Origin of the sequence: Termitidicoccus mucosus, assembly GCF_038725785.1 — a bacterium.
In the GTDB taxonomy this organism is placed as follows: Bacteria; Verrucomicrobiota; Verrucomicrobiia; order Opitutales; family Opitutaceae; genus Termitidicoccus; species Termitidicoccus mucosus.
Window position 1 is genome coordinate 2,013,589 of the sequence record NZ_CP109796.1, and the last position, 25,255, is coordinate 2,038,843.

Sequence of the window (25,255 nt, forward strand, 5' to 3'; positions counted from 1 at the left end):
CGCGAAGGGGCGGCACGCTTTTTTCATGCGGAGAGAAATGGCATTCTATCTCCGCGTCCGCGCTTAACGTTTCAACACGCCCGCGGTTGCCTGCGTGCCGCGCGGCGCGCATCAATCCGCGCCGTCCAATGCAAACCCACCTCCCGCCGTCCGTTTTGGAGGCCTGCGACTCCGGCGCCGCCAATGCGAGCGGCCCGATGATGAATTTTGGGCCCTTGGGCTCGCCCTTGCTTGCCGGATGGGAAGACCCGGTGTCGGGCGTCGAGAGCCGGCTGCTTTCGGCGCGGGTCGCGCCGCAGCAGCAGAGTTTCTATTTTTGCAATCCGAGCATCTCCGCCGACGGGCGTTATTACTGGTTCTATTGTTTTTTCCCGCCGGCAGGCAGCGCCAACCAGGGCCGTTCGCTGGCTGTGGCCGATTTTTGGAAAAACCGGGTGACTCATTTTCCTGAGACCGCATTCACCGATGCCTCCCCGATGGTCGATCCCCGGACCGGCGAGACCTATTGGTGCGCGGGGCTGGAAATCTGGAGGCGCGGCCCGCAAGCGGAAAAGGCGCCGGTTCTGGTCAACCGGTTTCCCGAAAGCGTGGCGCGCAACCGCCGTCCGTGGCGTCTGGCAACTCACCTGAGCTTTTCCGCCGACGGAAAGGATTTGAACATTGACGCGGAGTTTGGCCGCCAGTGGTTCGTGGGGCACGCACCGGTCGATGGCGGCCCGGTGGTCATCTGGCAGAAGTCGGGGCATTGCCATAACCATTCACTGTTCAGCCCGGCGGATCCCGACCTCCAGTTGCTGTGCGAGAGCGCGTCGGTGCATCCGCTCACCGGCGCCATATCGGACAGCGACAATCCCCTGCGGTTGATTCGCCGCGGGGGCAGGGCGCGGCCCGTTTTCCCGGATCCGATCCCGAGCGGGCGCGCGGTTGTCAGGAAACCCTCCCACGGCGAATTGATTAAAAAACCCGCCGTTGCCACCGATTGCCGGGCTATGCATGGACATCACTTCTGGGGCGCCGACGGACGGCATGTCTGGTATGTCCATTACGAAACCGGGGTGGAGCGCGTCCGGCTCGGCTCCGAGGTTCCGGAGCTGGTCTGGCCGCACCGGACGGTCTCCCACGCGCACGCGAACGCGGACGGGACCTTGCTCGTGCTGGACAGCCTGCCGCCGGACCAGCCGGAGGACAGGCGCGTGACCTTTGTCAATGTCAGGACGGGCCGGACGATAGACATCGTCTCGCACATGCCGGATCTCCCGCGCGAATTCATGCGGTATCACGTCCATCCGCATCCCCAGTTCTGCCTGTCGGACAGGCTTGTCTGCTACACGACGACGGTGAACGGCAGGGCGGATGTCGCGTTCGTTTCCGTGGATGCGCTGGTCGCCCGGACTTCGTGAGTTGGGGCCAACGCTCCAGTTCCTTTCATTGCGTGTGTGTGTGTTTAACGTTTCAGCATTGCGGCGATTGCCGACGTGCGCGGATCCACGCATATGTCGCGTCGTTCAACGCAAACCCGCCCCCACCAGCCAGTCGCATCCCAAGAAACACCGTTCCTCCGCAATTGCATCGCATTTTCCTGCATTTGCCGTCGTCAAAAATTTTTCAACCACCCGTCACCCATGATCCCAAAAAACCACCACCCGTCCGTTCGTTCGCTTCCGCGCCTCGCGCCCTCCATGTTTGCCGCGCTGGTGTCAGGACTCGCGTTTTTGCTTCACCCGCTTGCCGCGCCGGCCGCGCGGGCCGCCGGGGTGACTGTCTCCTCAACCACGTCGCTGGGCGCGCAGATGGGCACGCTCACAAACGGCGGCACCGTGTCGTTCACCGGCGAGGGCGTGAACAGCGTGCTCGCATCCTCCATCACGCTCACGTCAGATCCCTACGTGCTTAATCCCGGCGGCGCGCAGCACGTGACGATCACGGGGAACAACGCCGTGCGCGTGTTTGAGAACACCGGCGACATCGACCTCACGCTTTCCAACATCACCATCACCAAGGGCGTGAACATGGCAGTCAACTCCTCCGCGGGCGCCGTGAGCATAAAACTGGCGGGCGACAGCACGACAACGACCGAGTTCCTCAACAACGGCCCTGCCACCGCCAACGGTGGCGCGATCTACGGCGCGACCGGCATCGGCATTACCGGATCACAGGGCAATCTCCTCTTCACGGGCAACTATGCCAACAGTCGCGGCGGCGCGCTGTTTGTGGAAACAGGACACATCACCATCAACACGGTGATCACGGGCACATTCTCACTTGCAAACAACAGCTCCACCGGAGCCGGAATGGCGGTGTTCACCAACAGTGGAAGCGTCACGCTTTCGGGCACCTATGGCTCAATCATCATACAGGGCAACAAGGGCAATTCCAACAGCGTGCTGGGAACCAATGCCAATGGCGGAGTCGTCATCAATCCCTTCGTTTCCGAGACATTTCTCGTCACAAGCAACTCCATCAGGGGCGGCGGCGGCATGGTTTTCGCGCAGATTGGCGCGCTGAACCTCACCGCGAATGGGCCGGCGGGTATCCTCATCGAAAACAATTTCGCCGACGCGGCGGGCGGGGTGTTCTGGCTGGGTGGCAACCCTTCCACCCTCACGGCAAACTCGCCGGCCGGCATCCAAATCAAGAACAACACCGCCAAGGGCAACGGCGGAGCCATATATATCAACAACAGCAATGTGGCCCTGACCTTCGACGCCAAGGAGGGAAACATCGTCTTTCAGGGCAACAGGCACGCTGCCTCGGCGGAGCCCAACGCCATTTTCTCCAACGGCGGCGGCGGGGCCATACTCATCATCAAAGGAGACCACGACGTGCTGTTTTTCGACCCTGTCAACTCCTCCAAGGGCGCGCCCACCGGCGTGCCGGCAGGCTCGGGCATCGCGATCGGGTCCGCCCTCCTCAAAACCGGCGCCGGCTCCGTCCTTTTCAGCGGCAGCAGCTCCTTGCTCGGCTCCGGCTCCATCGGCCAGGGCGCGCTGCTGGTCAACAACGGCGCGCTTCTTGACATGACCGCCGCGGGCCAAAGCCTCGTCCTCCAGCCCGGCGCCATCATCGGCACCTACGCTGCCACGGGCAGCGGCGCGGTCAAGGCCGAGGCCCTCGACCTCTCCGGCATCCTCGACGCCGCCGGCACCTCTCAACTCCATCTCGCCGGCTCGGCCACGCTGAACAACATCACCATCCGCGCCGGACTCTCCACCGGCAACCAGTCCGGCCAGGTTGTCATCGACGACACCGCGATCTTCATCGGCACGGGCACCATTGACATCCCGTCCATCGGGTCGAGCAGCGGCACGTTCAACGTGTTCAGCCTCGCGAACGGCACGATCCCCGGCGGTGCGTTCAGCCCCACTCTTCTCAGCGGAGGCGTCCCCTATACCACCGGCGGCGCGACCGTGCAGCTCTCCGCCGACTCGAAAAACGTGCAGGTGGTTCTCACCGGCACTGGTGGCGGAGGCGGCCCCGTCAACGTCACCGTGACCTTCGATCCACAAGGCGGCTCCGTCTCGCCGGCCACCAAGTCCGCAACCCCCGGCTCGCCCTACGGCCCGCTGCCCACGCCGGCCAAGGGCACCGACACCTTCGGCGGCTGGTGGACGAGCGCCGGCGGCGCCGGCTCGCAAGTCACCGCATCCACCACCGTGGCCGCGGCCGCCACCGACCACACGCTTTACGCCAAGTGGACGCCATACACGCCGCCCTCCGGCCCCGGCGTCACCGTCACCGCGACCGACACGCTGCGCGACCAAATGAACACCCTCACGGGCGGCGGCTCGGTGAATTTCACGGGCGACGGCCTGAACAGCGTGCTGGCGTCCGCCGTCACGCTCACCTCGAACACCTACGCACTCAACCCCGGCGGCGCGCAGCACGTCACCATTTCTGGCAACAACACCGTGCGCGCGTTTGACAACACCGGCGACATCAACCTCACGCTCTCCAACATTACCATCACCAGAGGCGTGGACATGGCCATCGCCTCCACCGCCGGCGCCGTGAACATCACGCTCGCCGCCCCCGGCGCAGCGGTGGAGTTCCTTAACAACGGCCCCGCCACGAGTCACGGCGGCGCGATCTACGGCGCGACCGGCATCAGCATCACCGGCACCCAGGACAATCTCCTGTTCACCGGCAACTTTGCCAACAGTCGCGGCAGCGCGATGTATGTGAACGGTGGGAACCTCACCATCAACACCTCCATCACCGGCACCCTTTCGTTTGAGAACAACAGCGCCACCGCCGTCGGTGGCGCGGCCTATGCGAGCACCGGCACCTTTGTCCTGTCGGGCACCTACGGATCGATTGTCATTCAAGGAAACAAGAGCAAATCCAACAGCGTGATCGGGGGCGACAATGCGATCGTCATCAATCCCCATGTCACCGACACCTTCCTCATCACAAGCAACAGTGTCTCGGGCGGCGGCGGCGTGACCTATTCCAACGGCCCCCTGCTCCTGACGGCAAACGGCCCGGCGGGCATCATCGTCACGAGCAACACCGCGGGCAACGGCGGCGCGTTCTATCTGGCCAACGCGACGCATCACATCACGGCAAACAGCCCGGCGGGCATCCAGATCACAAATAACACAGCCACCGGCAACGGCGGCGCCATCTACATGAACAACGGCGGCGCGCCGCTGAACCTCAACGCCGTCGCGGGCGACATTGTTTTCCAAGGCAACAAGCAGGGCGGTGCCTCCGGAACGCCCAACGCCATCCGCGCCAATAGCTCCGGCGGCAACCCGCTCAACATCAGCGGCAGCCACAACGTGCTGTTTTTCGACCCCGTTTATTCGCCCAGCGCCGACGCCGGCTCGATCAGCAAGACCGGCGACGGCTCCGTCCTCTTCAGCGGCAGCAACACTTGGCGCGGCAACACGGCCGTCAGCGCGGGCGCGCTCTTGGTCAACGACGGTGCGCTCCTCGACACCGCCGCCGCCGGGCGCAGCCTCACGCTCGCCCCCGGCGCCATCCTCGGCACCTACGCCACCGCCGGCAGCGGCACCATCAAGGCCGATGCCCTCGCCCTCTCCGGCATCCTTTACGCCACCGGCAGCGCCTCGCAGCTCCACCTCGCCGGCTCGTCCACGCTGAACAGCATCACCCTTTTCGCCGACACCCACGCCGGCGACCAGTCCGGCCTGACCGTCATCGACAACACCGCGACCTTCGCCGGCACGGGCACCGTTGACCTTCAGAACATGGCGGCGACCAGCGGCACGTTTAACGTGCTCCGCTACGAGGCCGGCGTGATCCCCGCCGGCGCATTCAGCGCCACGCTCCTCTACCAAGGCGCGCCCTACACCCTCAACGGCGCCGCCGTGCAGCTTTCCGCCGATTCGAAAACCGTGCAGGTCGTGCTCCCCGGCGGCAGCGCCAGCCCCGTCACCGTCACCCTCGACACGGACGGCGGCACCGTCTCGCCGCCGACCCTGACCGTGACCCCCGGCACCGCCTACGGCGCGCTGCCCGTGCCCACCAAGGCCAACAACACCTTCGGCGGCTGGTGGACGCAAACCGGCGGCACCGGCACGCAAGTCATCGAGACCACCATCGTGGGCAACTCCTCCGACCACACCCTCTACGCCAAGTGGACGCAAAACCCGCAGGTTGTCACCGTGACCTTCGACGCGCAGGGCGGCTCCGTCTCGCCGGCCTCCCAGCCCGCGACCGTCGGCTCGGCCTACGGCACGCTGCCCGTGCCGTCCAAAACCGACCACACCTTCAACGGCTGGTTCACCGCCGACACCGGCGGCACGAAGATCGAGGCCACCACCACCGTGGCCACGGCAACCAACCACACCCTCTACGCCCAGTGGACCGCGATCCCGCCCGCCACCACCGTCACCGTGACCTTCGATCCCCAGGGCGGCAGCGTCACGCCTCCAAGCATGACCGCGACCGTCGGCGCCGCCTACGGCGCGCTGCCCATCCCCGTCAAGGCCGACAACCTCTTCGGCGGCTGGTTCACCGCCCCCGGCGGCGGCGGCTCGCAAGTCATCGCCTCCACCACCGTGCCCGCCGGCGCCCACACGCTCTACGCTCAGTGGACCCCGGTTCCGCCGCCCGCCGGCACCACCGTCACCTTCGACGCGCAGGGCGGCATGATCAACGTCATGACCAAGCCCGTGACCCCCGGCCAGATTTATGGCCCGCTGCCCGCCCCCTCGAAGAGCGGCAGCCTCTTCGCCGGCTGGTGGACGGCCCCGGACGGCGGCGGCACGCAAGTCGCCCCGATCACCGCCGTGCCCGCCGGCGCCGCCAGCCACACCCTCCACGCCAAGTGGATCGCGGCCCCGACCGCCGCCGCCGCCGATTACCTCGTGATCGACCTCTCCGGCGGCCCCGCCGCGGCCGGCTACCCCGTGCGCACCGGCGCGACCCCGCCCGGTGACATTGCCATCAACGCCGACTGCCGCACCACCGAGCTCTGGCTGCGCCGTGTCCAGTCCGGCGCCTTCCAGATGGGCTCGCCCGACACCGAGCTTGGCCGCTCCCCCGACGAGCCCCGTCACAACGTCACGTTCACCGCCGCCTATTACATCGGCGTTTTTGAAATCACCCAGAGGCAATGGCAGCTCGTCATGGGCGCCAACCCCTCCTACCACGCCGGCGACACGCGCCCCGTCGAAGGCGTGTCGTATGAAAGCATCCGCGGCGGCGCCGCCGGTGCCGGCTGGCCGGACAACGACGCCGTGGACGCGGACTCGTTCATCGGCAAACTCCGCGCCAAAACCGGCCTGCCCCTCGACCTGCCCACCGAGGCCCAATGGGAGCACGCCGCCCGCGCCGGCGCCACCACCGCGCTCAACAGCGGCCAAAACCTCTCGACCACCCCCAGGGCCGACGCCGGCCTCGACGCGCTCGGCCGCTACTCGCTGAACCAGGACGACGGCCAGGGCGGTTCCGCCGCCAGGCACACCGCCGCCGGCTCCTACCTGCCCAATGCCTGGGGCCTCTACGACATGCACGGCAACGCGCGCGAATACTGCCTCGACTGGTATGGCAGCCTCGCCACGGCGGCGGCGACCGATCCGCTCGGCGCCGCCACCGGCACCAAGCGCGTGACCCGCGGCGGCGGCTGGGACGACGCCGCCGTCGACGCCCGCTCCGCCGCGCGCTTCTCCATCGAGCCCTACAACGACAGCCCCGGCACCGGCCTGCGCATCGCCTCCGCCATCCCGGAGAGCCGTCCTCCCGTGCTCTCGCTCTCCCCGTCCGCCACGCAAAGCGTCGGCGTCGCGCCCGGCACGCTGGTCTTCACCGTGACCAATACCGGCGGCGGCTCCATGCCGTGGTCGGCGGAGATCTCCGCCGGCATCGCCCGCTGGGCGCGCATCGCCTCCATCGTGAACGACGGCGACAGCGGGACCATCACGGTGGACTATGACGCGAACATGCCCGGCGGCGCCCTGCGCGCCGCGACACTTACGGTGACCGCCACCGGCGCGGACGGCGCCGCCGCCACCGTGACCATCGAGCAGGCCGGCAATCCCGACCCCAACAGCGGCGGCTCCGGCGGCGGTGCGCCTTCGCTGCCTGTCCTCGCCCTCCTCGCCGCGCTCGCCCTGCTGCGCGCCGTGAAAACACGGCGCGGAGCCGCCGCCTAGGGCGTCCTCCCCCGGAGGTTTCGATGACTGCTTTTGGAACAGTTCCGGTCATGATGCCACGCGGAGCCGGATATATTCCCGGGATCGCGCGCGTCCCGCGTGCGATCCGGCATCATTCCGGAATGGCCCCGCAATCTCCCGACAAATAAAAACCTCAATCCCCCCCGATTCCCATGACCTCGAAAAACAAACCCTGCGTCCGCCCGTCCCTGCGCCGCCCGTTCGCCGCGTCGCTGGCGGGATTCGCGCTCTGCTTCCTGACCGCCGCCCCGCCCGCCCGCGCCGCCGAGGTGACCGTCTCCTCCGGCACGACGCTGCGCGACCAGCTGAACACCCTCGCGGGCGGCGGCACGGTGTCGTTCACGGGCGACGGGCTGAACAATCCGCTCCAGTCCGTTATCACGCTCACGTCGAACCTCTACGTGCTCAACCCCGGCGGCGCGGAGCACGTCACTATCATGGGGAGGACCGGTGTGGGCGCGTTTGCGAATACCGGCGACATCAATCTCGCGCTTTCCAGCATTACCATCACCCGCGGCGAGGGCTCGGCCATCAAATCTTCCGCCGGAACGGTGAACCTCATGCTCGCTGGCAATGGCATGGCCGAGCTTGCCAACAACACCGCGTCCTCCCACGGCGGCGCGATTTACGGGCACACCGGCATCACCATCACCGGCTCGCAGGGCAGTCTTCGGATCACGGGCAACAACGCCAGCGGGCGCGCCGGCGCATTGTATGCGGAATCGGGAAACATCATCATCGACACAGTGGTGGCGGACACCTTCTTGCTCGCCAATAACACTTCACCCTACTCCGGCGGCGCCATCTATGCGCAGGGCGGCACCGTCGCGGTTTCGGGAACCTACGGTGCGATCCACATGCGCGGAAATGTGAGCCGGGGCGGCGGTGGCGGCGCGCTGGGTGCCAACGGCACGCTCGTCGTCAACCCCTCTGTCTCAGGGGAGTTCCTCGTCACCAGCAACACCGCGGCCAGCGGTGCCGCGTTTTACGCGGCCCTCGACATGTCCATCACGGCGAACGGAGCGGCAGGCATCCGCATCGAAAACAACACCGCCACCGTTGATGGTGGCGCGCTTTGGTTGGGCAGCGTTCCGCATCACATTACGGCAAACAGCCCGGCGGGCATCCACTTCGAGAACAATACCGCCGCGGGCAGCGGCGGCGCCATCTTCATGAACAACGGCGGCGCGCCGTTGAACCTCGACGCCGCGCAGGGCGACATCGTTTTCCAAGGCAACAAGCATGGCGCCGCGCGCACGCCCAACGCACTCTACGCCAACAGCGCCGGCGGCAACGCCCTAAACATCACCGGCGCGCGCGACGTGCTGTTTCTCGACCCCGTTCATTCCAACAGCGCCGACGCCAGTTCGATCTCCAAGACCGGCGCCGGCTCCGTCGTGTTCAGCGGCACCAGCGTCTGGCGCGGCAACGCCGCCGTCGCCGCCGGCGCGCTCCTCGTGAACAACGGCGCGCTCCTCGACACGGCCGCCGCGGGCAGAAGCCTCTCGCTCTCGCCGGGCGCCGTCCTCGGCACCTACGCCACCGCCGGCAGCGGCTCCATCAAGGCCGACGCGCTCGCCCTCTCCGGCATCCTCTACGCCACCGGCACCTCGCAACTCCACCTCCACGGCGCGGCCACGCTCAACAGCGCCACCATCCGCGCCGACGTTTACCCCGGCAACCAGTCCGGCCGCACCGTCATCCACGACACGGCGACCTTCAACGGCGACGGCATCATCGACCTCTGGTCCATCGCGGCGGCCAGCGGCACGTTCACCGTGTTCCGCTACGAGGCCGGCGTGATCCCCGCCGGCGCGTTCAGCGGCACGCTCCGCTACCAGGGCAACATCGTCGGCGGCGCCGGCGCGGCGCGCGTCTCCGGCTCCGTGCAACTCTCCGCCGACCAGAAAAGCGTGCTGGTCACCCTGCCCGGCGTCGTGAGCAACTACGTCACCTGGACCGGCTCCACCGGCGCGAGCTGGGACCTCACCACGGAAAACTGGAGGATCGGCGCCATTGCCGCCACCGCCGCAATCGGCGACCACATCACCTTCGACGACACCGCGGACCGCCAGGACGTCACCATCGAGGGCTCCCGCCTCGACGTGAGCGCCATGCTCGTCACCGGCACTCTCGACTATGCCTTCGCCGGCAGCGGCGGCGTGCGCGCCTCGGACTCCTCCATCGGCGGCGGCATCGTCGCCCCCGGCGGCCCCGGCATCGGCAAACTCGTGAAGGACGGCGCCGGCAAACTCTCCTTCGCCAACGCCGGCGCCAACACATTTGAGAACGGCATCGACTGGCACGCCGGCGTCATCGCCATCACCAGCGGCAGCCAGCTCGGCGTCGGCGCGGGCGCGGCCATCAACCTCCTCGCCGCCGGCGGCACGCTCCAAGCCTCGGGCACCGTCGCCAGCACGCTCGCCTCGGACATCGTCTTCGCGCCCGGCGCCGTGCGCTCCCTCACCGTGGAAAACACCGGCGCCGCGCTCACCCTCGCCGGCGCCATCAGCGGCAACGGCGGCCTCGTCATCACCGGCACGGGCCTCACCGGGCTCAGCGGCACAAGCACCTTCGCCGGCGATGTGATCCTGCTGGAGGGCGGCGCGCTCGCGCTCGCCCACGACGAGGCGCTTGGCCAGGCCTCCAACACCCTCGTCCTCGCCGGCCACGCCCGCCTCGTCGCCACCGGCAGCTTCGCCACCTCCCGCGGCATCAACCTTGGCGCCCACGATCTCGACTTCTCCAGTGCCACCGGCGGCGAGCTCGTGCTCGCCGGAGCCGCCGGCCAGCTCTCCGGCTCCGGCACGATCAGGCTCGCCGGCAGGCTCCACGCCGCCGCCGCCGGCGTGCTCGGCGCGGCCACGAACTGGGACATCGCCCCCGGCGGCCTCCTCGCCCTCGCCGGCAACCAGTCCGTCGCCGGCCTGCGCAACAATGGCGCGATCCAGTTCCGCGCCCGAGGCGCCGTCCTCACCGCCGCCTCGCTCGCCGGCTCCGGTACCATCGGCATGGAAATCGACCTCAACGGCGGCGACGCCAACAGCCGCCTCGTTATCACCGGCCAGGCCGACGGCCGGCACTACCTCGACATCACCGCCATCGGCGACCCCGGCTCGCCGCGCGACGTGGACATCCCGCTCGTCACCTTTGCCGGCGGCGACGCGACCTTCTCCTCCAACACCATCGTCTCCGAGGACGGCATGAACGCCTACGAGGCCCGCCAGAACGGCGGCAACGTGAACCTCGTCTTCGCCGGCAACAGCGCCTCCGCCGACGTCATCCTCGTCACCGCCGGCGCGCTCGGCATGGACTGGCACTACAGCCTCGACAGCCTGCGCATGCGCATGGGCGAGGTGCGCAGCGCCGTCTCCCCCACCGGCCTCATCGCCGGCAGCGGCGAGATGAAGGGGGCGATGGGCGACGTCTGGTTCCGCACCAGCGTCTATCGCGTGGAAATCGAACCGAATGTCGTCGGCGCCGCCTTTGACCAGACCTCCTACGACATTTCCGCGGGCGTTGACCGCGCCTTTGCCCTGGGCAATGCCTCGCTGCTCGTCGGCGGCTTCGCCACCATGACCCGCTCAAGCCGCGACCACGCCGCCAACGACAGCAAGAGCGACTCCGACGGCATCGGCGGCGGCCTTTACGCCTCCTGGCTGGCCAAAAACGGCTGGTATCTGGACGCCGTCGCGAAATACCACCGCTATGAAAACACCATCGACGCGAGCAACGACGACCGCCGCATCACGCGCGGCGACTACGCCAGCAGCGCCCTCGGCGGCTCCGTCGAGCTTGGCCGCCGCTTCGTAAAAAGACGCCTCTGGCTCGAACCCTCCGCGCAGGCCGCGCTCGCCTGGTTCGACAGCGGCGAATACACCGCCACCAGCACCACGGGCAGGTCCATGCGCATCCGCGTGGACGACTCCACCTCGCTGCAACTGCGCGGGCAGCTCCGCGCCGGCGCCGACTTCGGACGCTGGCAGCCCTACGCGCGCGTCGCCGGGGTCAGCCACACGACGGACGGCGGCACGATCCACGTCACGCCCTACGAATACGAGCCCGATTTTTCCGGCTGGCGTTTCGAGGCCGGCGCCGGCGTGACGTTGATGGTGGACGAACGCACGATCATGTATCTTGATTATGAATACAACAAGGCCGACGGCTACCGGCGCCCCTGGGCGGTGTGCATCGGCATCCGCCGCACCTGGTGAGCCGCGCCGTGCCAGTCCCATTTCCCACCATGAAAGGCCGACCATTTTCACCCGCGTGTTTTCTCGCCGCCCTGCTCGCACTCTCGCCCGCTCTCCTGCGCGCGGACGACGAGGCGGGGCCGAACCTGCTCCCCAACCCAAGCTTCGAGGCGCCCGACTACGCCCCGTGGGGCTGGGACGATTCCTACTACGGCAAGCCGGAGGGCCGCGCAAAACTCGTCACCGACAACCCGCATTCGGGAAAACAAAGCGTGTGGAACGGCGAGGGGCATTTCACGCACAAGAAAATCCCCGTGCGCAAGGGCACCGCCGTCGAACTGCGCTTCTGGGCGCGCGGCGTGGTCAACACCGCGCCCGTCACCATCATCATGCGCCAGTGGGAGCCGACCGACCGCGTGATCTTCCGCACCGAGCAGGCGTTTGGCGAACAGTGGCAGGAGTATGTTTTCCGCGCGCTCATACCGGCGGACACCCCGGCCAACGCCAGCATCTATCTTGGTTTCTGGCTGCACGCGCCCGGCGGCTACTGGCTCGACGACATCTCCCTGCGCGAGTTGCCCGCCGCCGAGGGCGGCGAGCCCCCGTCCGTCAATCCCATCCGCAACCCCTCCTTCGAGGCCGGCACGGACGGCTGGACGGCGATGATCCGCAAACCCGAGTTCAACGACACCTGGGAGTGGCAGCAGGAAAGCGGCAACGCCTACCCCTCGCAGGATTCCAGGCTGCTCTCGATGACCGGGGAAAAACTGCCGCACGGACGCCGCCACCTGTCCTTCGTGGTGCAGCCGGGCGGCCAGGCCTTGGTCACCAGCGCGTATTTCCAGGCCCGATACGGACGGAAAAGCAACCTCGTCTTCTGGTGCCGCACCGACGTGCCGCACTCGTTCTTCGCCGGGATCGCGGGCGGAAAAAACCAGGGCGTGTTCTTCGAGTCCGAGCGCCAATACACATCGAACAAGTGGCAGAAACACACGGTGCCCGTCCTGCTCAAGCCCTCCATCGGCGGGCTGTATGTGGTCAAGCTCCAGATTACGCAGCCCGGCGTTTACCAGTTCGACGACTTTTCGCTGGTCGAGACCGGCCAGCCGGAGCCGGTGCTCCACCCGCCGTCGATGTCCGTGCAAGCCGCGCCCGAGGGTCCGGAGGGAAACATGTTCTCGCGCGGCGACAAAGCTGTGTTCCGCCTCGTCGTCACCGACGAGAAACCCCAAACCCAATGCTCCTACCGGTTGACCGTGGTGGACTGGCAGGACAGGCGCGTCTCGGGCGGACGCATCAATGTGACCACCGACGCCGACGGCACCGCGGGCATGGAGTTCGCCGCGCCCACATCGAAATACGGCGCGTTTCGCATAAAAGTGCGCAAGGCCGATGCGCCCGAGACGGACGTGGATGCCGAGCAGATCTACACCGTGCTCCCCGATCTGCCGCCGCCCGCCGAGCGTCCTGACTCGTTTTTCGGCAACCACGTTGACCTCACGCCCTACAACCTCGAAGTCGCCCGCCGCGCCGGCTTCCGCTGGCTGCGGCTCTACCCGCCCTTGCTCACCAAGTGGATGGTGCTCGAGCCCAAGCCCGGCCAGTGGCGTTTCAAGACCGGGGACCTCGAGCGCGCCAAGGCCGCCGGCTTCCAAATCCTCGGCAGCTTCGACACCGCGCCCGACTGGGCCGCCGACACTGATTCCAAGAGTCCCGTCAAAAACCGTTGGAACCGCGCCTACCCGCCCGCCGACATGGCCGCGTGGAAAAACTACGTCACCCGCGCCTTCGAGACTCTCTCGCCCTACATCAGCGCATGGGAACTCTGGAACGAGCCCGACGGCGGTTACATGCAGGTCAGGCCGAACCTGAAAAAAGACGATGTCATGCTCTCGCTGCTCGGCGCCACGCGCGAGGCGCTCGACGCCACCGGCAAACCCTACCTGCTGCTCGCGCCCGCCGTCTCCCGCATCGAGGCCGACCTCGCCTTCAAAATCCTGGAACGCGGCGGCGGCGCGAAGATGGACGCGCTCTCGTTTCATTATTACAATTTCACCTCCACCAGTCCCGAGTCCGGTTTCCTGAAACAAATGCTCGCGCGCTACCGCTCGCACAAAAACCACGCCGGCGAGCCGATGCCCCTCTGGCAATCCGAGGGAGGCGTTTACATCTCGGGAGGACATAGCTGGCTTGAAACCTACCGCATCCCGCCGTCGAGCTCGATGAAACCCGCACAAGGCGCCGCCTCGATGGTGCGCGCCGCGCTCTTTTTCAAGTCGGAGGGCGTGAAACGCTACATCGGCTTCGCCGCCCATGCCGTCGAGACGGGCCGCAACACGCAGACCGACGAATGCACCGGCTACACCGAGGTCACCGGCGTGCCCAGCCTTGGCGTCGCCGCGCACGCCGCGATGGTCGCGCTCACCGAAGACGCCGCGTCGCGCGGCTTCGAGACAAGGGAGATGGACGGCGGGCTGGTCTCCATCGCGCGCTTCGCACAGCCCGATGGCCGCGCCCTGGACGTCTATTGGTCGGCTGCGCCGCTGCCCTTTGCCCGCGCGGTCAACCTGCGCGAGGGTGACGAGGTGCTCGACCTGATGGGCAACCTTATCGCGTCCGACAAACTCGCGACCGCGACCATTGGCGAATTGCCCCTCTACATCCGCCGCGCGGCAGGCGCGGCGGAGTAACGCCGGCATTCCAAGGGAGCGGGCGGCCTTTTGACAGACCTGTTCGCTAGCGCAAACGAAGTCGTTTTTTGGAGTGCGGCGACAGGGGGCGCCGCCCGGCGACGCCGTTTTTCCATGCGGGACAAGTTTGCGAATCACTCAAAGCGGCGCGCCGCTTCGCCCTGCCATCCCATAACGCGTATTCTTGGATATACGGCACGGGGATTTCGCATTCATCCGGTTTGCCGGCTTGCGCGGACCCGACGCCAGAGGGGTTCATGTATTTGATAATCGAATACGAAGGCAGCCTTCGCGGACCCGGGCAACCGTGGGCTGCAAGACTGAAGCCCGCCGGGCTTTCTTGGCGGCATGACACGGATTACCAGATATCATGGGATCGTGTCACCGCACTCCAATAAAATGATAATACCAATTCCCAATGATAATTGGACAAATGGAGGGCCGAGCTCCTGCGAAAGGATATTTTTCATCGGGAATTGGTATAATATAATGTTTTCATTTAACATTGGCGCGGCAACGTCCGGTAGGGCCAAAGTTGAGAGAAAATACTATAAATAGGTTTGGCAAAATGACGACATGGCGGCCATCTCTTTCCATCGGCGGAGAGCCGGCTCCTTCGGGACGCCGGCATCACCCGCCGCTTGTTACCTGATCACTTGCCACTTCTTCCACGGGTCTGTTTTGCGAGCAACGCGAGGGTGGCGAGCGCCGCCAGGAACCACGGCGAGGCCGCGCCTCCTCCGCCACCATTGTTTCCATCGTTATTGTCGCCGGGGGGGCTTGTCGTGCCGGTGTTGGTGCCGCTTGGGGCGACGGTGGTGAGGAGCAGGGGAGTCTCGGTGCTTCCGATGGCGGCGTCCGTGATGATGCGGACGGTCTTGTTGCCGGTGTCGGCCACATAGAGCGCGCCGTCCGGACCGGCGACGATGTCGCGGGGGGCGCTAAAGCGGGTGCTCGCGCCCGTGGGACCGTCGGCCGTGCCGGATATGCCCACGGCGCCCGCGAGCGTGCGCATGGCGCCGTCGACCGGGACGGAACGGATGACCGAGTTGCCGGTGTCCGCCACATGGACGACACCGTCCAGCCAGGCCACGCCGGACGGCGAGGCGTAGCCCGCGGCGGAGAGCACCGTCATGGCGAAACCCGAGCCGGGTTGCGCGCCGGGGGTGATTTTGCGAATGGCGTTGTTGCCGGTGTCGGCCACGTAGAGCGCGCCGTCGCCGCCCCAAGTGATGTCGAGCGGCGTGTCGAGGTGGCCGGCATCGGCGCCGGGCTCGTCGCGCCAGCCCGCGATGGTGGTGACGGCGCCGTCGGGCGTGATGGCGCGCACGGTGTGGCTTTTCGAGTCGGCGACAAAGAGGTGGCCGCTGTCGTCGATGGCGAGGCCGGCGGGCGACTTGAGGCGGGCGGCGGCACCGGCACCGTCAGCGGCGGCATCGGCGGCCGGGGCGCTTGCGTTGCCGGCGAGCGTGGTGACCTTGCCGGTGGAGATTTCGACGGCGCGAATGACGTTGTTGCCGGTGTCGGCCACATAGGCGGTGCCGGAGCGAATGGCGAGGCCGCCGGGTTGCCTGAAGCGCGCGGCGGTGCCGGTGGCGTCGAGCCAGCCGGCGGCGCCGCCGGGGTCGCCGGCGAGAACTGTCGCCAAGCCGGCGGGGTCGATGAGGTCGATGGTGTTTTGCGCGGTATTGGCGATGTAGATGGCGCCGGTGGCGTCCACGGCGAGGGCGCGGACGCCGGGCTGGTAGAGGCGCGAGACAATGATGGCGGCGACGTTGCCGGGCACGGGCGGAAGCGTGCCAATGGTGGCGACGTAACGGAATTGCAGGCGGGCGAGATCGGGGGTGACGCCGGGCAGCGTGAGCGTGGCGCCGCCGTTGGTGATTTGGTGGGCGAATGGCGCGCTCGAGTCGATGGCGCGCCATTCGGCGCCGTCGTGGTATTCCCAATGAATCGTCGGGGCGGGCTCGCCGGCGGCGGGTGCGTTGAAGGTGATGGTGTCACCCTCGATGACGGTGGTGGTCGCGGGGAGGTTCACGGCGTTGTCGGACGCGCGCAGGATATAGAGCGGAAACTCGCCGATCATGGCGGTGGTGGCGGGGACGGTGTTGCTCATCATGTCGCGAACCACGTCGCCGGCGCGGAGGGCGGTGACATCGGTGAGGGCGACCGGCTTGGTTGACCAATACACATCAACGTCGCCGGAGGCTTTCGTGAAGTGGAGGACGGAGAGGATGGATTCGCCGACGGTTTTTGTCTCAAAGCCGTTGGCCGCGGGCGCGGCGTCCTCGGTGAGCGAGACCATGGCGGCGTGCGCGGCGAGGCCGGGGCCGGGAATGCCGGTGACATCGACGCAGGCCGAGGTGCCGTCGGCCTGGATGTCGCGCCCGGTTTCGCTGGCGGCGACGACATAGAGGAAGTGCCGGAGCACGCCGTTGGCCTTGAAAAAGAGGGCGGTGCGCACGATGGCGGCGGCGGCCTGCGGGGGTGTCATGGAACTGGAGGCGGGCATGCGGCTGGTGGCGAGCCAGCTTTGCCCGCCGGACAGCCAAGGGCCGCCCTCGGTGTGCCATAGCGGGAGGGATTGGCCGAAGCGGTTGGTGTGAGTCTGGTAGCGGGCGAGGAGTTCCAGTGCCTGTGCGGAGCCGGGAATGGCGCCGGCGGCGGCGGTGCTGTAGAAGTGGAAAGAGAAAGCGTCGAGTTTCGCGCCCGCGCCAGCGTCGAGAACCTGCCAGCCGAGTTGGGCGTTGATTTCGGAGACGGCGGGGCCGACCAGCGTGAACGGCCTGCCCGTGGCGGCGAGGGCCTCGTGGGTGGCATCGAGGAGCGTGCGGATGACAGCATCCTTTTGCTGGCCGGGCTTGACTTGGAGGTAGCCGCCATCGGGCTCATTCCAGAGTTCCCAGGCATCGACGTGGGGCGAGAATTCGGTGAAGGCGCGCGTGACGTAGGTTTTCCACTGGTTGATATCCGCCGGCGGATATGAGTTGCTCCAGCGGTTGGCGACCGCGCCGGGCGCGGTGTTGATGTCGGCGGCCCAGTCGGGCGCGGTGTCGAAGCTGCCGAGGATGCTGAAACCGGCGGACTTGGCCGCGGCAAGCTCGGTGGTGTTGAAGCGCCACTGCCCTTGCGCCGGCTCGACTGCCATCCACTTGGTGGTCATCGGCGGGTAGAGTCGCAGCCAGCGGAAGCCGCCGCGGCGCGCGATTTCGAGGTTGTAAGGCGTGAGGTCGATGTGCGCCCCGAAAAATGAATCGGGCCGGCTGCCCGGCGCGTCGAGTTCGGGGAGCACGCTGTAGAGTTGCTCGGCCAGCACGGTCTCCGCGCCGGCTCGGCGGGCCTCGATGCGAAACGCGCCGAGGGTCGTGGTCTGCATGGTGAACGCGGATTCGCCGAGGCCGTCCGCTCCGATGGCGACGGACACGTTTTGCTCATCGATTTTGCGTCCGAGAAAATCCACCGCGGCGACTTGGAACGCCAGCGTCGAGGAGGGCTGCTCGCCGGCGGCGACGAGCTTGAACGCCGCCGTGTCGCCGGGCGCGTAAAGGTTGCCCGCGGGCGCGCCGGAGCCGGGCTGGATGGCATGCGCGGGCGGGTTGGCCACGGGGCTGGTCTGCGCGGTTTCCACGAACGCAAAATCGTCGAAGTCGAACCTGCCGCTGCCAAGCTGAATCCTGACCACATAGACGCCGTCGGCGGCCGGCTTGAGCGTGAGCGGCACCGTGTATTTTTGCCAGATGGTGGACAGCACCAGCGGCTGCGACTGGAGCAGGATGTCGCTGTTTTTCCCGCCGGCCACGCCCGCCGTGAGCGAGCGGGCGGTGCTGCAACGCGCCCAGAAAGTGAGCGCCGCGGGATGCCCGTAGCGCGCCGGGAAGTAGGCGCTGGTCAGCCAGCCCCAATTGCCGGCCTTCACCTCGACGGACAGATGGCGTTTGCCGTGCGGGGCGTCCGCCGCCTCGATCGATTCAAGCTTCGCGCCGGGCTGCGAGGGATAGCCGTTGCCGGTCTCGCCCGTGCTCCAGCCGGTGCCGAATTCGGGCGTGCGGATCGACGCCGTCCAGCCGTCGGCGCCGGCCTCGAAAGACTGGTTGCGGATGGGGTTGAGCGACGGCATCCCGCCTCCCTCGGCCGCCGGCAGCTCCGCGAGCGAGACATCATCAATCCAATATCTGCCCGGCGCGTGCAGCCAGAAGCCGAGATAGACCTGCGCCCCGGCGGCGAGGTCCGCCGGCAGCGAGGTGCGGAAAACATACTCGCGCCACTCCTCCGTGAAAATCATCTCCATGCGCAAAAGGACGCGGTCGCCCGGGCTCGACTGCCGGAGCAGGATGGTGACCGGCACACCCTCGGTATCGCCGCGCGCCCAGAAACGCAGTTCCACCGAGGTGTCCGCGCGCACACCCAGGCTGCGATAGGCGACATGCCCCGCTCCGGCGCTCAGCGAGTATTGGCCGGAGCGGGGATTCTGCGGGTCGCGCACCGCGGCGTCGCCCGCGCCGCCGTAGTTCGCCGCGTCGTAAACCCACGGCGTGAGGGACTGCTCAAAGCCGGGGTTGGAGATGAGGTTGGCCGAGGTCTGTGCCTCGGTCCGCGCGGTGACAAGGATGGTGGCCGCCAGCGCCAGCAGCAGGCGAACGGCAGTGTGTGTGATGCGATCGGGGATTTTTTTCATGATGGGAACAGGGTGATGAGGGTTGTCGCGCCGGGCGGCATGACACGACGCCGGCCTGTCCTGGGCAACGCCGCGGGTGCTGAAACGTTAACCCATTCGATGCTTCTGTTTAACGCTTCAGCGCGGTGCGGCTTGCCCCCGCCGCCCGCATCGCGGATGAAAACGCGCGCCGAAAGCGGCCCGTAGCCATCCCCACCGAGATTCCCGCAACCTCAACCACAAAACCTCCGCCCATGCCTTCATCATCCCTTTGCATTGCTCCCCGCTTGGCGCCGTTTGCGCTGGCGCTGGCCGCGTTCATCTGTGTCCGCCCCGTCTGTTCTGCCCAGGCAGTCTCCGCGCCCGGCGACGCACAAACGGACGATCAGGAGGAGGAGATCGTCGTCCTGAGTCCGTTTTCCGTGAACGCCGAGAAGGATCGCGGCTACCTCGCCGCCGACACGCTCACCGGCGGGCGCATGGCGACCAACCTGCTCACCACGCCCGGCGACATCACGGTGCAGACCCGCGAATTCCTCAACGACATCGCCGCCAACACGCTCACCGACGCCTATAAATGGATGCCCAACGCCACCGTCGCCGACCCGCCCGGCGTCAGCGGCAGCGCCATCGACTCCGGGCAGACGTTCACCTTTCGCGGCCTGCCCTCCGGCGGCAACGCGCGCAATTATTTCGCCGGATACAATTTCAGCGTGAACGATTTTGTCGTCGAGCGCATTGAGCAGATACGCGGTCCGGCCAGCATCCTCTACGGCCAGTCCTGGTCGGGCGGTGCCGTCAACATCGTCACCAAGCGCCCCATCTTCGGCAAAAACGACGTCCGCCTGGGCATAAAGGGCGATGCCGAGGGCACCCAAGGCGTGTCGATCGACGCCAACTACGGACGCTCCAAATACCTTGCCCTCCGCGTCAATGCCACCGACCAGCGTCTCCGCAACTGGGTGAGCACCTATTTCGACGACCTCACCGCTGTTGACCTGAGCGCGACCGTGCGCCCGTGGAAAGGCGCGGAAATCCGCATCGAGGGCGAAACCGGCGTCCGCGAGATGACCGGCCAGCCCGGACCTTTCGTGCTCATGGACGCCGTGTCCGCATGGGACGGGCGCACCATTTACGAGGGACGCCAGGCGGATGACTACAGCACCCTCGTGCCCGACAGCGGCACCTCGCTCATCCAGCCCGCCCAGGCGCACATGATTTACAGCCCGGTTCTCGGCGGCAAGGTGCTGGATTTCTCATATTTCGCCACGACCTACGGCACCGGCATGTCCGTCGTGGATCGCTCCAATTATTATTCCAACAGAATGCCCGTGCTGATGAACATGCCCACGCTGCCCTCCAAGGGCTTCAGCCCGCAGCCCACCAACAACAAATACGTGAACCACTACTCCTCCCTTCAGGCCTTCTGGAGCCAGACATGGGACAACGGCCTGGCGCTGGAGCTCTCCGCCTCGTTCAACGAAATCAGCCGCACCACCCCGAACGCGGGCCAGAGCCTTTGGGGCAACATGAAACTCGACATCAACCGCTATCTGCCCGACGGAGCCAACAACCCCGGCTTCATGAAATACTTCAGCGACACCACGATCGAAGGCGGCAACGTGGACAATTACCAAAACGATGCGCAGGTCAGGCTCAACGCCCTCTACCCCATCAAGTTCGGCTGGGGCAGGCAAACCTTCGCGGTCATGCTCCAGAACGACCTCCAAAGCTACCGCTGGCGCGCCCACGCCTACGCCCGCCTCAACAACGGCAACCCCTACTCCACCTCCAATCTCGTCAGCTTCCGCCAGTATTGGGACAACCCAAACCTGCCCCTCGTGCTTCCCTCCACCGACGCCGAGGGCAACCCCTATGGCTGGTCGCCCAGCGCCCACCGCGACCAGTCCACCAAGCTTCAGTCCATCCAAGTCGGCACCGTCGGCAGCTACTTCGACGACAGGTTTACCGTCATCGCCGGCGCCCGCCGCGACGTTTACCACTACAGCGAAAACAACCACAACATCGTCAACGGCGTCATTGCCGGCGACCGGATCACCAGTTTCTCGCGCAGCGCCAACACCGCCTCCATCGGCGCCACCTACTTCCCCGTCAAGGCTCTCGGCGCCCTCGTCAATTACTCGGGCGGCTTCCAGCCCAACACCATCACTTACCCCTTCTTCCCCGGCTTCAAGGGCGACTACGTGACCACCAGCAAGGTGCTCACCCTCGGCATCCGCTTCAACCTCTTCAAAGGCGCCGTCGTCGGCTCCCTCGGCTATTACGCCTCCAAGGAGCAAAACCGCGTCCAGCGCTACGACTCCCTCAACATCCGCTCCATCTGGGAAAACATGGGCGAGCTTGAAAGGTATCCGTTCCAAGGATACACGGCCTACAGCGACACCTTCGACCAGGAGGGCAGCGGCCTCGAGCTGGACCTTGTCGCCAACCCGACGAAAAACCTCCGCCTCACCGCCAACTTCAGCATCCCGCGCACCAAACAGTCCAACTCCATGCCCGGCTCGCGCGCCTACCTCGCCGAGCACGAGCCCGAGTGGCGCGCCTGGATGCAGGCCCACCCGAACGACGCCTGGCGCGTTGAGCAGCAGCTCAGCTCATGGATAAACACCGTCTCCGACTCCGTGAACGGGCGCACGCTCAACGGCACCTTCGACTACCGCGCCAACTTCTATGGAGTCTACACCTTTTCCAAGGGCATCCTGAAGGGCTTTCGCATCGGCGGCGGCGGCAACCTCTACGGCAGGCGCGTCATCGGCAACGTCCTTGGCGATGGCAAGAATTATATAAAAGCCGACGCCTACGCCGTCTATACGCTGATGACCGCCTACGCCTTCAAACTCGGCCGCACCTCGGTTTATATACAAGTGAACATCGACAATCTCTTCAATTACGACAAGCCCGTGTTCAACAACGTGCAGCTTACGGGCGGACGCACCCCGTGGAACACCCCCGAGACCGCCAACACGGCGTATCCCTTCGGATACTATTACAACAACCCGCGCATGCTCCGCCTCGGCATGACGGTGAGCTTCTAAGACGGCTTTCGTCCAGGCGGACGGACGCGGCAGCACGGCACCGGAAAAGCTTGTGACGCAAAACGGCGCGCTGGCGCTTCCCTCCGATGGCTGGCACGAGGCCGAACGGGTTCGCGCGCCGGCAAATTAGTTTCTCATGAAAATCAAAACGGTCACTACCAACAAGCAAGACCAGGTTGCCGTCGCGTCCCCGGCATGGCGCGCGCGGCTCAAAAAACTGCGCGCCGCGCACGCGCGTTTCCTCGGACGGAGGAACCGCGTTGACCGCGACTGGGACAATGGCGTGTTCGAGCGCTTCGAGCACCCGGTGATCACCGGCGCCCACATCCCGCTGGAGTGGCGCTACGACCTCGACCCGACGGCAAACCCGTTCCTGATGGAGCGGCTCGCCGTGAACTGCGCGTTCAATCCCGGCGCGTTTTTCTGGAAGGGAAAGGCGCACCTGGTCGTCCGTGTCGAGGGCAACGACCGCAAGAGTTTTTTTGCCATCGCCGAGAGTCCAAACGGCATCGACCGCTGGCGCTTCTGGGACGAGCCGCTCGACCTGCCGGAACTCAAGCCCGAGACCAACGTCTATGACATGCGCGTGACGTTTCACGAGGACGGCTGGATCTACGGCGCGTTTTGCTCGGAGTCGCGCAACCCCGCCGCGGCCCCCGGCGACCTGTCCTCCGCCGTCGCGCAGGCCGGCATCGTGCGCACGCGGGATTTCCGCAAATGGGAGCGCCTGCCCAACCTCCGCACGCCCGCCTCGCAGCAGCGCAACGTCGTGCTGCACCCCGAGTTCATCGGCGGGCAATATGCGTTTTATACAAGGCCGATGGACGGCTTTATAGATGTCGGCTCCGGCGGCGGCATCGGGTGGACATTGTGCAAGGACATCGCGACGGGCGTGACCGGCCCCGAGGCGATCATCGACACACGCGCCTATCATACGATCAAGGAAACCAAAAACGGCCAGGGGCCCGCGCCCATGAAAACCTCCTCGGGCTGGCTGCACCTCGCGCACGGCGTGCGCGCCTGCGCGTCGGGGCTGCGCTACGTGCTGTATATGTTCATGACCGCGCTCGACGCCCCTTCGCGCGTCATCGCGCGCCCGGGCGGGTTTTTCCTCGCGCCGCACGGCGGCGAGGGTTTCGGCGATGTGTCAAACGTCGCCTTTTCAAACGGCTGGCTCCAACTGCCGGACAAGGCCGGCACGGTGCTCATATACTACGGCGGCTCCGACAGCCGCTGCTATGTCGCGCGCTCGACCGTCGCCAGGCTTGTTGACTGGTGCCTCCGCACGCCGGAGGACGCGCTCACCACGCGCGGCTCGCTCGATCAACGGCTGGCATTGATCCGCGCAAACCGCGCGCTGGCAAAACGCTGAATGATCTTCGAAACCCGCGCCACCCATGACCTCCAAGGAACGACTCCTCCGCGCCCTCAACCTCGAAAAACCCGACCGCCTGCCCGCCACCGTGCACCAATGGCAGCCGTTTCATCTCGATGCATACATGGGCGGCATCACGCCGCTTGAGGCGTTCAAACACACCGGCCTCGACGCGCAAATCCAATACTACGCCGACATGGGCTTGTCGTGGACGACCGACGCCGGGCAAAACGCCGTGCAGGCGCCCGGCTGGCGCGAGGAAATTGAAATTATAAAAAACGAGCCCGACGACCGCATCCTCCACCACACCGTCACCACGCCGGGCGGCGTGCTCACCTATGCCACCGGCGGCGACCGCAAGACCACCTGGGTCAACGAATATATCATAAAAAAACACGACGACATCGAACTCCTGCGCAAATACATGCCGGTGCCAAAACTCAATCGCGACAAAATCAGCGCGGAGTATGACGCCATCGGCGACGCCGGCATCCTGCGCGGATTTGTCTGGGGCGACCAGGCCGGCTGTTGGCAGCATGCGTGCTGCCTGTATCCAGCCGAGGAGCTGATTGTCGAAGCCATGGAAAACCCGGACTGGGTGCACGCGCTCCTTGCGCTTCTGCTCGACAAAAAACTCCGCTTCATCGACGAGTCGCTCACCGGTGCGAAATTCGACCTCATCGAAACCGGCGGCGGCGCATCCAGCGACACGCTCATCTCGCCAAGGCTTCACGCCGAGTTCTGCCTCCCCTATGACAGACGGATGCACGACGCCCTTCGCGCCATCGGCCAGCGCAGCACCTATCATACCTGCGGCGGCATGATGTTCATCCTCGACCTGCTCCTGCAAAACGGCGCCGACGCATCCGAAACGCTCGCCCCGCCCGGGGTCGGCGGCAATATTACGGAGCCCGGGAAAGTGCGCGCGGTCTTCGGCGGCAGGCGGGCGATGATCGGCGGCTTGGATCAATTCAACATTCTCACGACCGGCACGCCCGCGCAAATTCGCGCCGAAACGCGCCGCCTCTTCGAAGGCTTCGGCAAGGACGGCGGCTACATCTGCGCCGCGTCTGATCACTTTTTCGAAACGCCGGTCGATAATCTGAAAGCCTTCGCCGCCGCTGCTCGCGAATGCACCTATTGATGCCGTCCTTCCGCGTCATGCCTGCCTGAGCGGAAGAGAGTCCACCGCCGTCTGCGCCCTGTTTTCGTCCTTTCCAAATCCCCGGTGCGCGCCACGATGCCGGCTTTATGCAATCCAAGCCTCAAGTCCTCGCCTGGCTCACCTGCGACGGCGTCCATATCGATCCCGGTTCGGGCAAACACACCATCCTCGGCGTTTTCTCCAATATCCGGGCGGCCAAGTTTCCCGTCGCCCACCCTTTCATGATCTGGTTCCTCACCTTGAGCGATGTGCCGGCCGGCCAGCACAAGGTGCGCATCTCCATCGGCGTGGACCCGATGCAAATGACGCCCCTCATCGAGCGCCCCTTCGAATCGCAAAGCCCGCTCCAGCGCATCAACCTCATCAACGAAATCCGCAACCTCGCCTTCAACGGGCCCGGGGACCATTCCATCGTGGTCGAGGTCGACGACGAACCCCTCCTGGCCACCAGCATCACGGTGACCAACTGACACCGGACA

9 protein-coding genes are annotated in these 25,255 nt (G+C 66.2%); 8 read left to right on the forward strand and 1 reads right to left on the reverse strand.

Translation table 11 applies throughout. From position 1 onward, the window contains the following. Positions 1-128: 128 nt before the first annotated feature. The 4 genes from OH491_RS06875 (at position 129) to OH491_RS06890 (ending at position 14,526) form a co-directional block, all read left to right on the forward strand. Positions 129-1,400 carry a hypothetical protein gene (locus OH491_RS06875; protein ID WP_334319519.1) on the forward strand — a complete coding sequence of 424 codons (1,272 nt, stop codon included), beginning with the start codon at positions 129-131 and terminating at the stop codon, positions 1,398-1,400. Between the two features lie 222 nt (positions 1,401-1,622). Then, positions 1,623-7,622, forward strand: a complete 6,000-nt coding sequence (locus OH491_RS06880) for an InlB B-repeat-containing protein (protein WP_068771742.1) — start codon at positions 1,623-1,625, stop codon at positions 7,620-7,622. Positions 7,623-7,795: 173 nt separating this feature from the next. Further along, positions 7,796-11,857: an autotransporter outer membrane beta-barrel domain-containing protein gene (locus OH491_RS06885; RefSeq protein ID WP_068771741.1), complete on the forward strand. Its 4,062-nt coding sequence runs from the start codon at positions 7,796-7,798 to the stop codon at positions 11,855-11,857. Between the two features lie 29 nt (positions 11,858-11,886). Further along, positions 11,887-14,526 carry a hypothetical protein gene (locus tag OH491_RS06890; protein WP_068771740.1) on the forward strand — a complete coding sequence of 880 codons (2,640 nt, stop codon included), beginning with the start codon at positions 11,887-11,889 and terminating at the stop codon, positions 14,524-14,526. Between the two features lie 652 nt (positions 14,527-15,178). Here OH491_RS06890 and OH491_RS06895 read toward each other — a convergent pair. Beyond that, a complete protein-coding gene (locus tag OH491_RS06895) occupies positions 15,179-19,201 on the reverse strand; it encodes a hypothetical protein (RefSeq protein WP_068771739.1) in 4,023 nt (1,340 codons plus the stop codon). Positions 19,202-19,434: 233 nt separating this feature from the next. Between OH491_RS06895 and OH491_RS06900 the strand changes: the two genes are divergently transcribed. The 4 genes from OH491_RS06900 (at position 19,435) to OH491_RS06915 (ending at position 25,246) form a co-directional block, all read left to right on the forward strand. After that, entirely contained in the window at positions 19,435-22,236 is a 2,802-nt protein-coding gene (locus tag OH491_RS06900; protein WP_145928965.1) for a TonB-dependent siderophore receptor, read from the forward strand. Positions 22,237-22,372: 136 nt separating this feature from the next. Next, entirely contained in the window at positions 22,373-23,608 is a 1,236-nt protein-coding gene (locus tag OH491_RS06905; protein WP_068771737.1) for a glycoside hydrolase family 130 protein, read from the forward strand. Positions 23,609-23,633: 25 nt separating this feature from the next. Continuing rightward, positions 23,634-24,755 (forward strand): uroporphyrinogen decarboxylase family protein, encoded by a 1,122-nt coding sequence (locus tag OH491_RS06910; protein WP_068771736.1) that lies wholly within the window; start codon positions 23,634-23,636, stop codon positions 24,753-24,755. Between the two features lie 107 nt (positions 24,756-24,862). Continuing rightward, positions 24,863-25,246, forward strand: a complete 384-nt coding sequence (locus tag OH491_RS06915; protein ID WP_068771735.1) for a DUF6941 family protein — start codon at positions 24,863-24,865, stop codon at positions 25,244-25,246. Positions 25,247-25,255 lie beyond the last annotated feature (9 nt).

What these genes read in the sequence shown, in the direction of transcription:
- OH491_RS06875 (WP_334319519.1), top strand. Translation starts at nt 129, where the DNA reads ATGCAAACCCACCTCCCGCCGTCCGTTTTGGAGGCCTGCGACTCCGGC.
- OH491_RS06880 (WP_068771742.1), top strand. Translation starts at nt 1,623, where the DNA reads ATGATCCCAAAAAACCACCACCCGTCCGTTCGTTCGCTTCCGCGCCTC.
- OH491_RS06885 (WP_068771741.1), top strand. Translation starts at nt 7,796, where the DNA reads ATGACCTCGAAAAACAAACCCTGCGTCCGCCCGTCCCTGCGCCGCCCG.
- OH491_RS06890 (WP_068771740.1), top strand. Translation starts at nt 11,887, where the DNA reads ATGAAAGGCCGACCATTTTCACCCGCGTGTTTTCTCGCCGCCCTGCTC.
- OH491_RS06895 (WP_068771739.1), bottom strand. Translation starts at nt 19,201, where the DNA reads ATGAAAAAAATCCCCGATCGCATCACACACACTGCCGTTCGCCTGCTG.
- OH491_RS06900 (WP_145928965.1), top strand. Translation starts at nt 19,435, where the DNA reads ATGCCTTCATCATCCCTTTGCATTGCTCCCCGCTTGGCGCCGTTTGCG.
- OH491_RS06905 (WP_068771737.1), top strand. Translation starts at nt 22,373, where the DNA reads ATGAAAATCAAAACGGTCACTACCAACAAGCAAGACCAGGTTGCCGTC.
- OH491_RS06910 (WP_068771736.1), top strand. Translation starts at nt 23,634, where the DNA reads ATGACCTCCAAGGAACGACTCCTCCGCGCCCTCAACCTCGAAAAACCC.
- OH491_RS06915 (WP_068771735.1), top strand. Translation starts at nt 24,863, where the DNA reads ATGCAATCCAAGCCTCAAGTCCTCGCCTGGCTCACCTGCGACGGCGTC.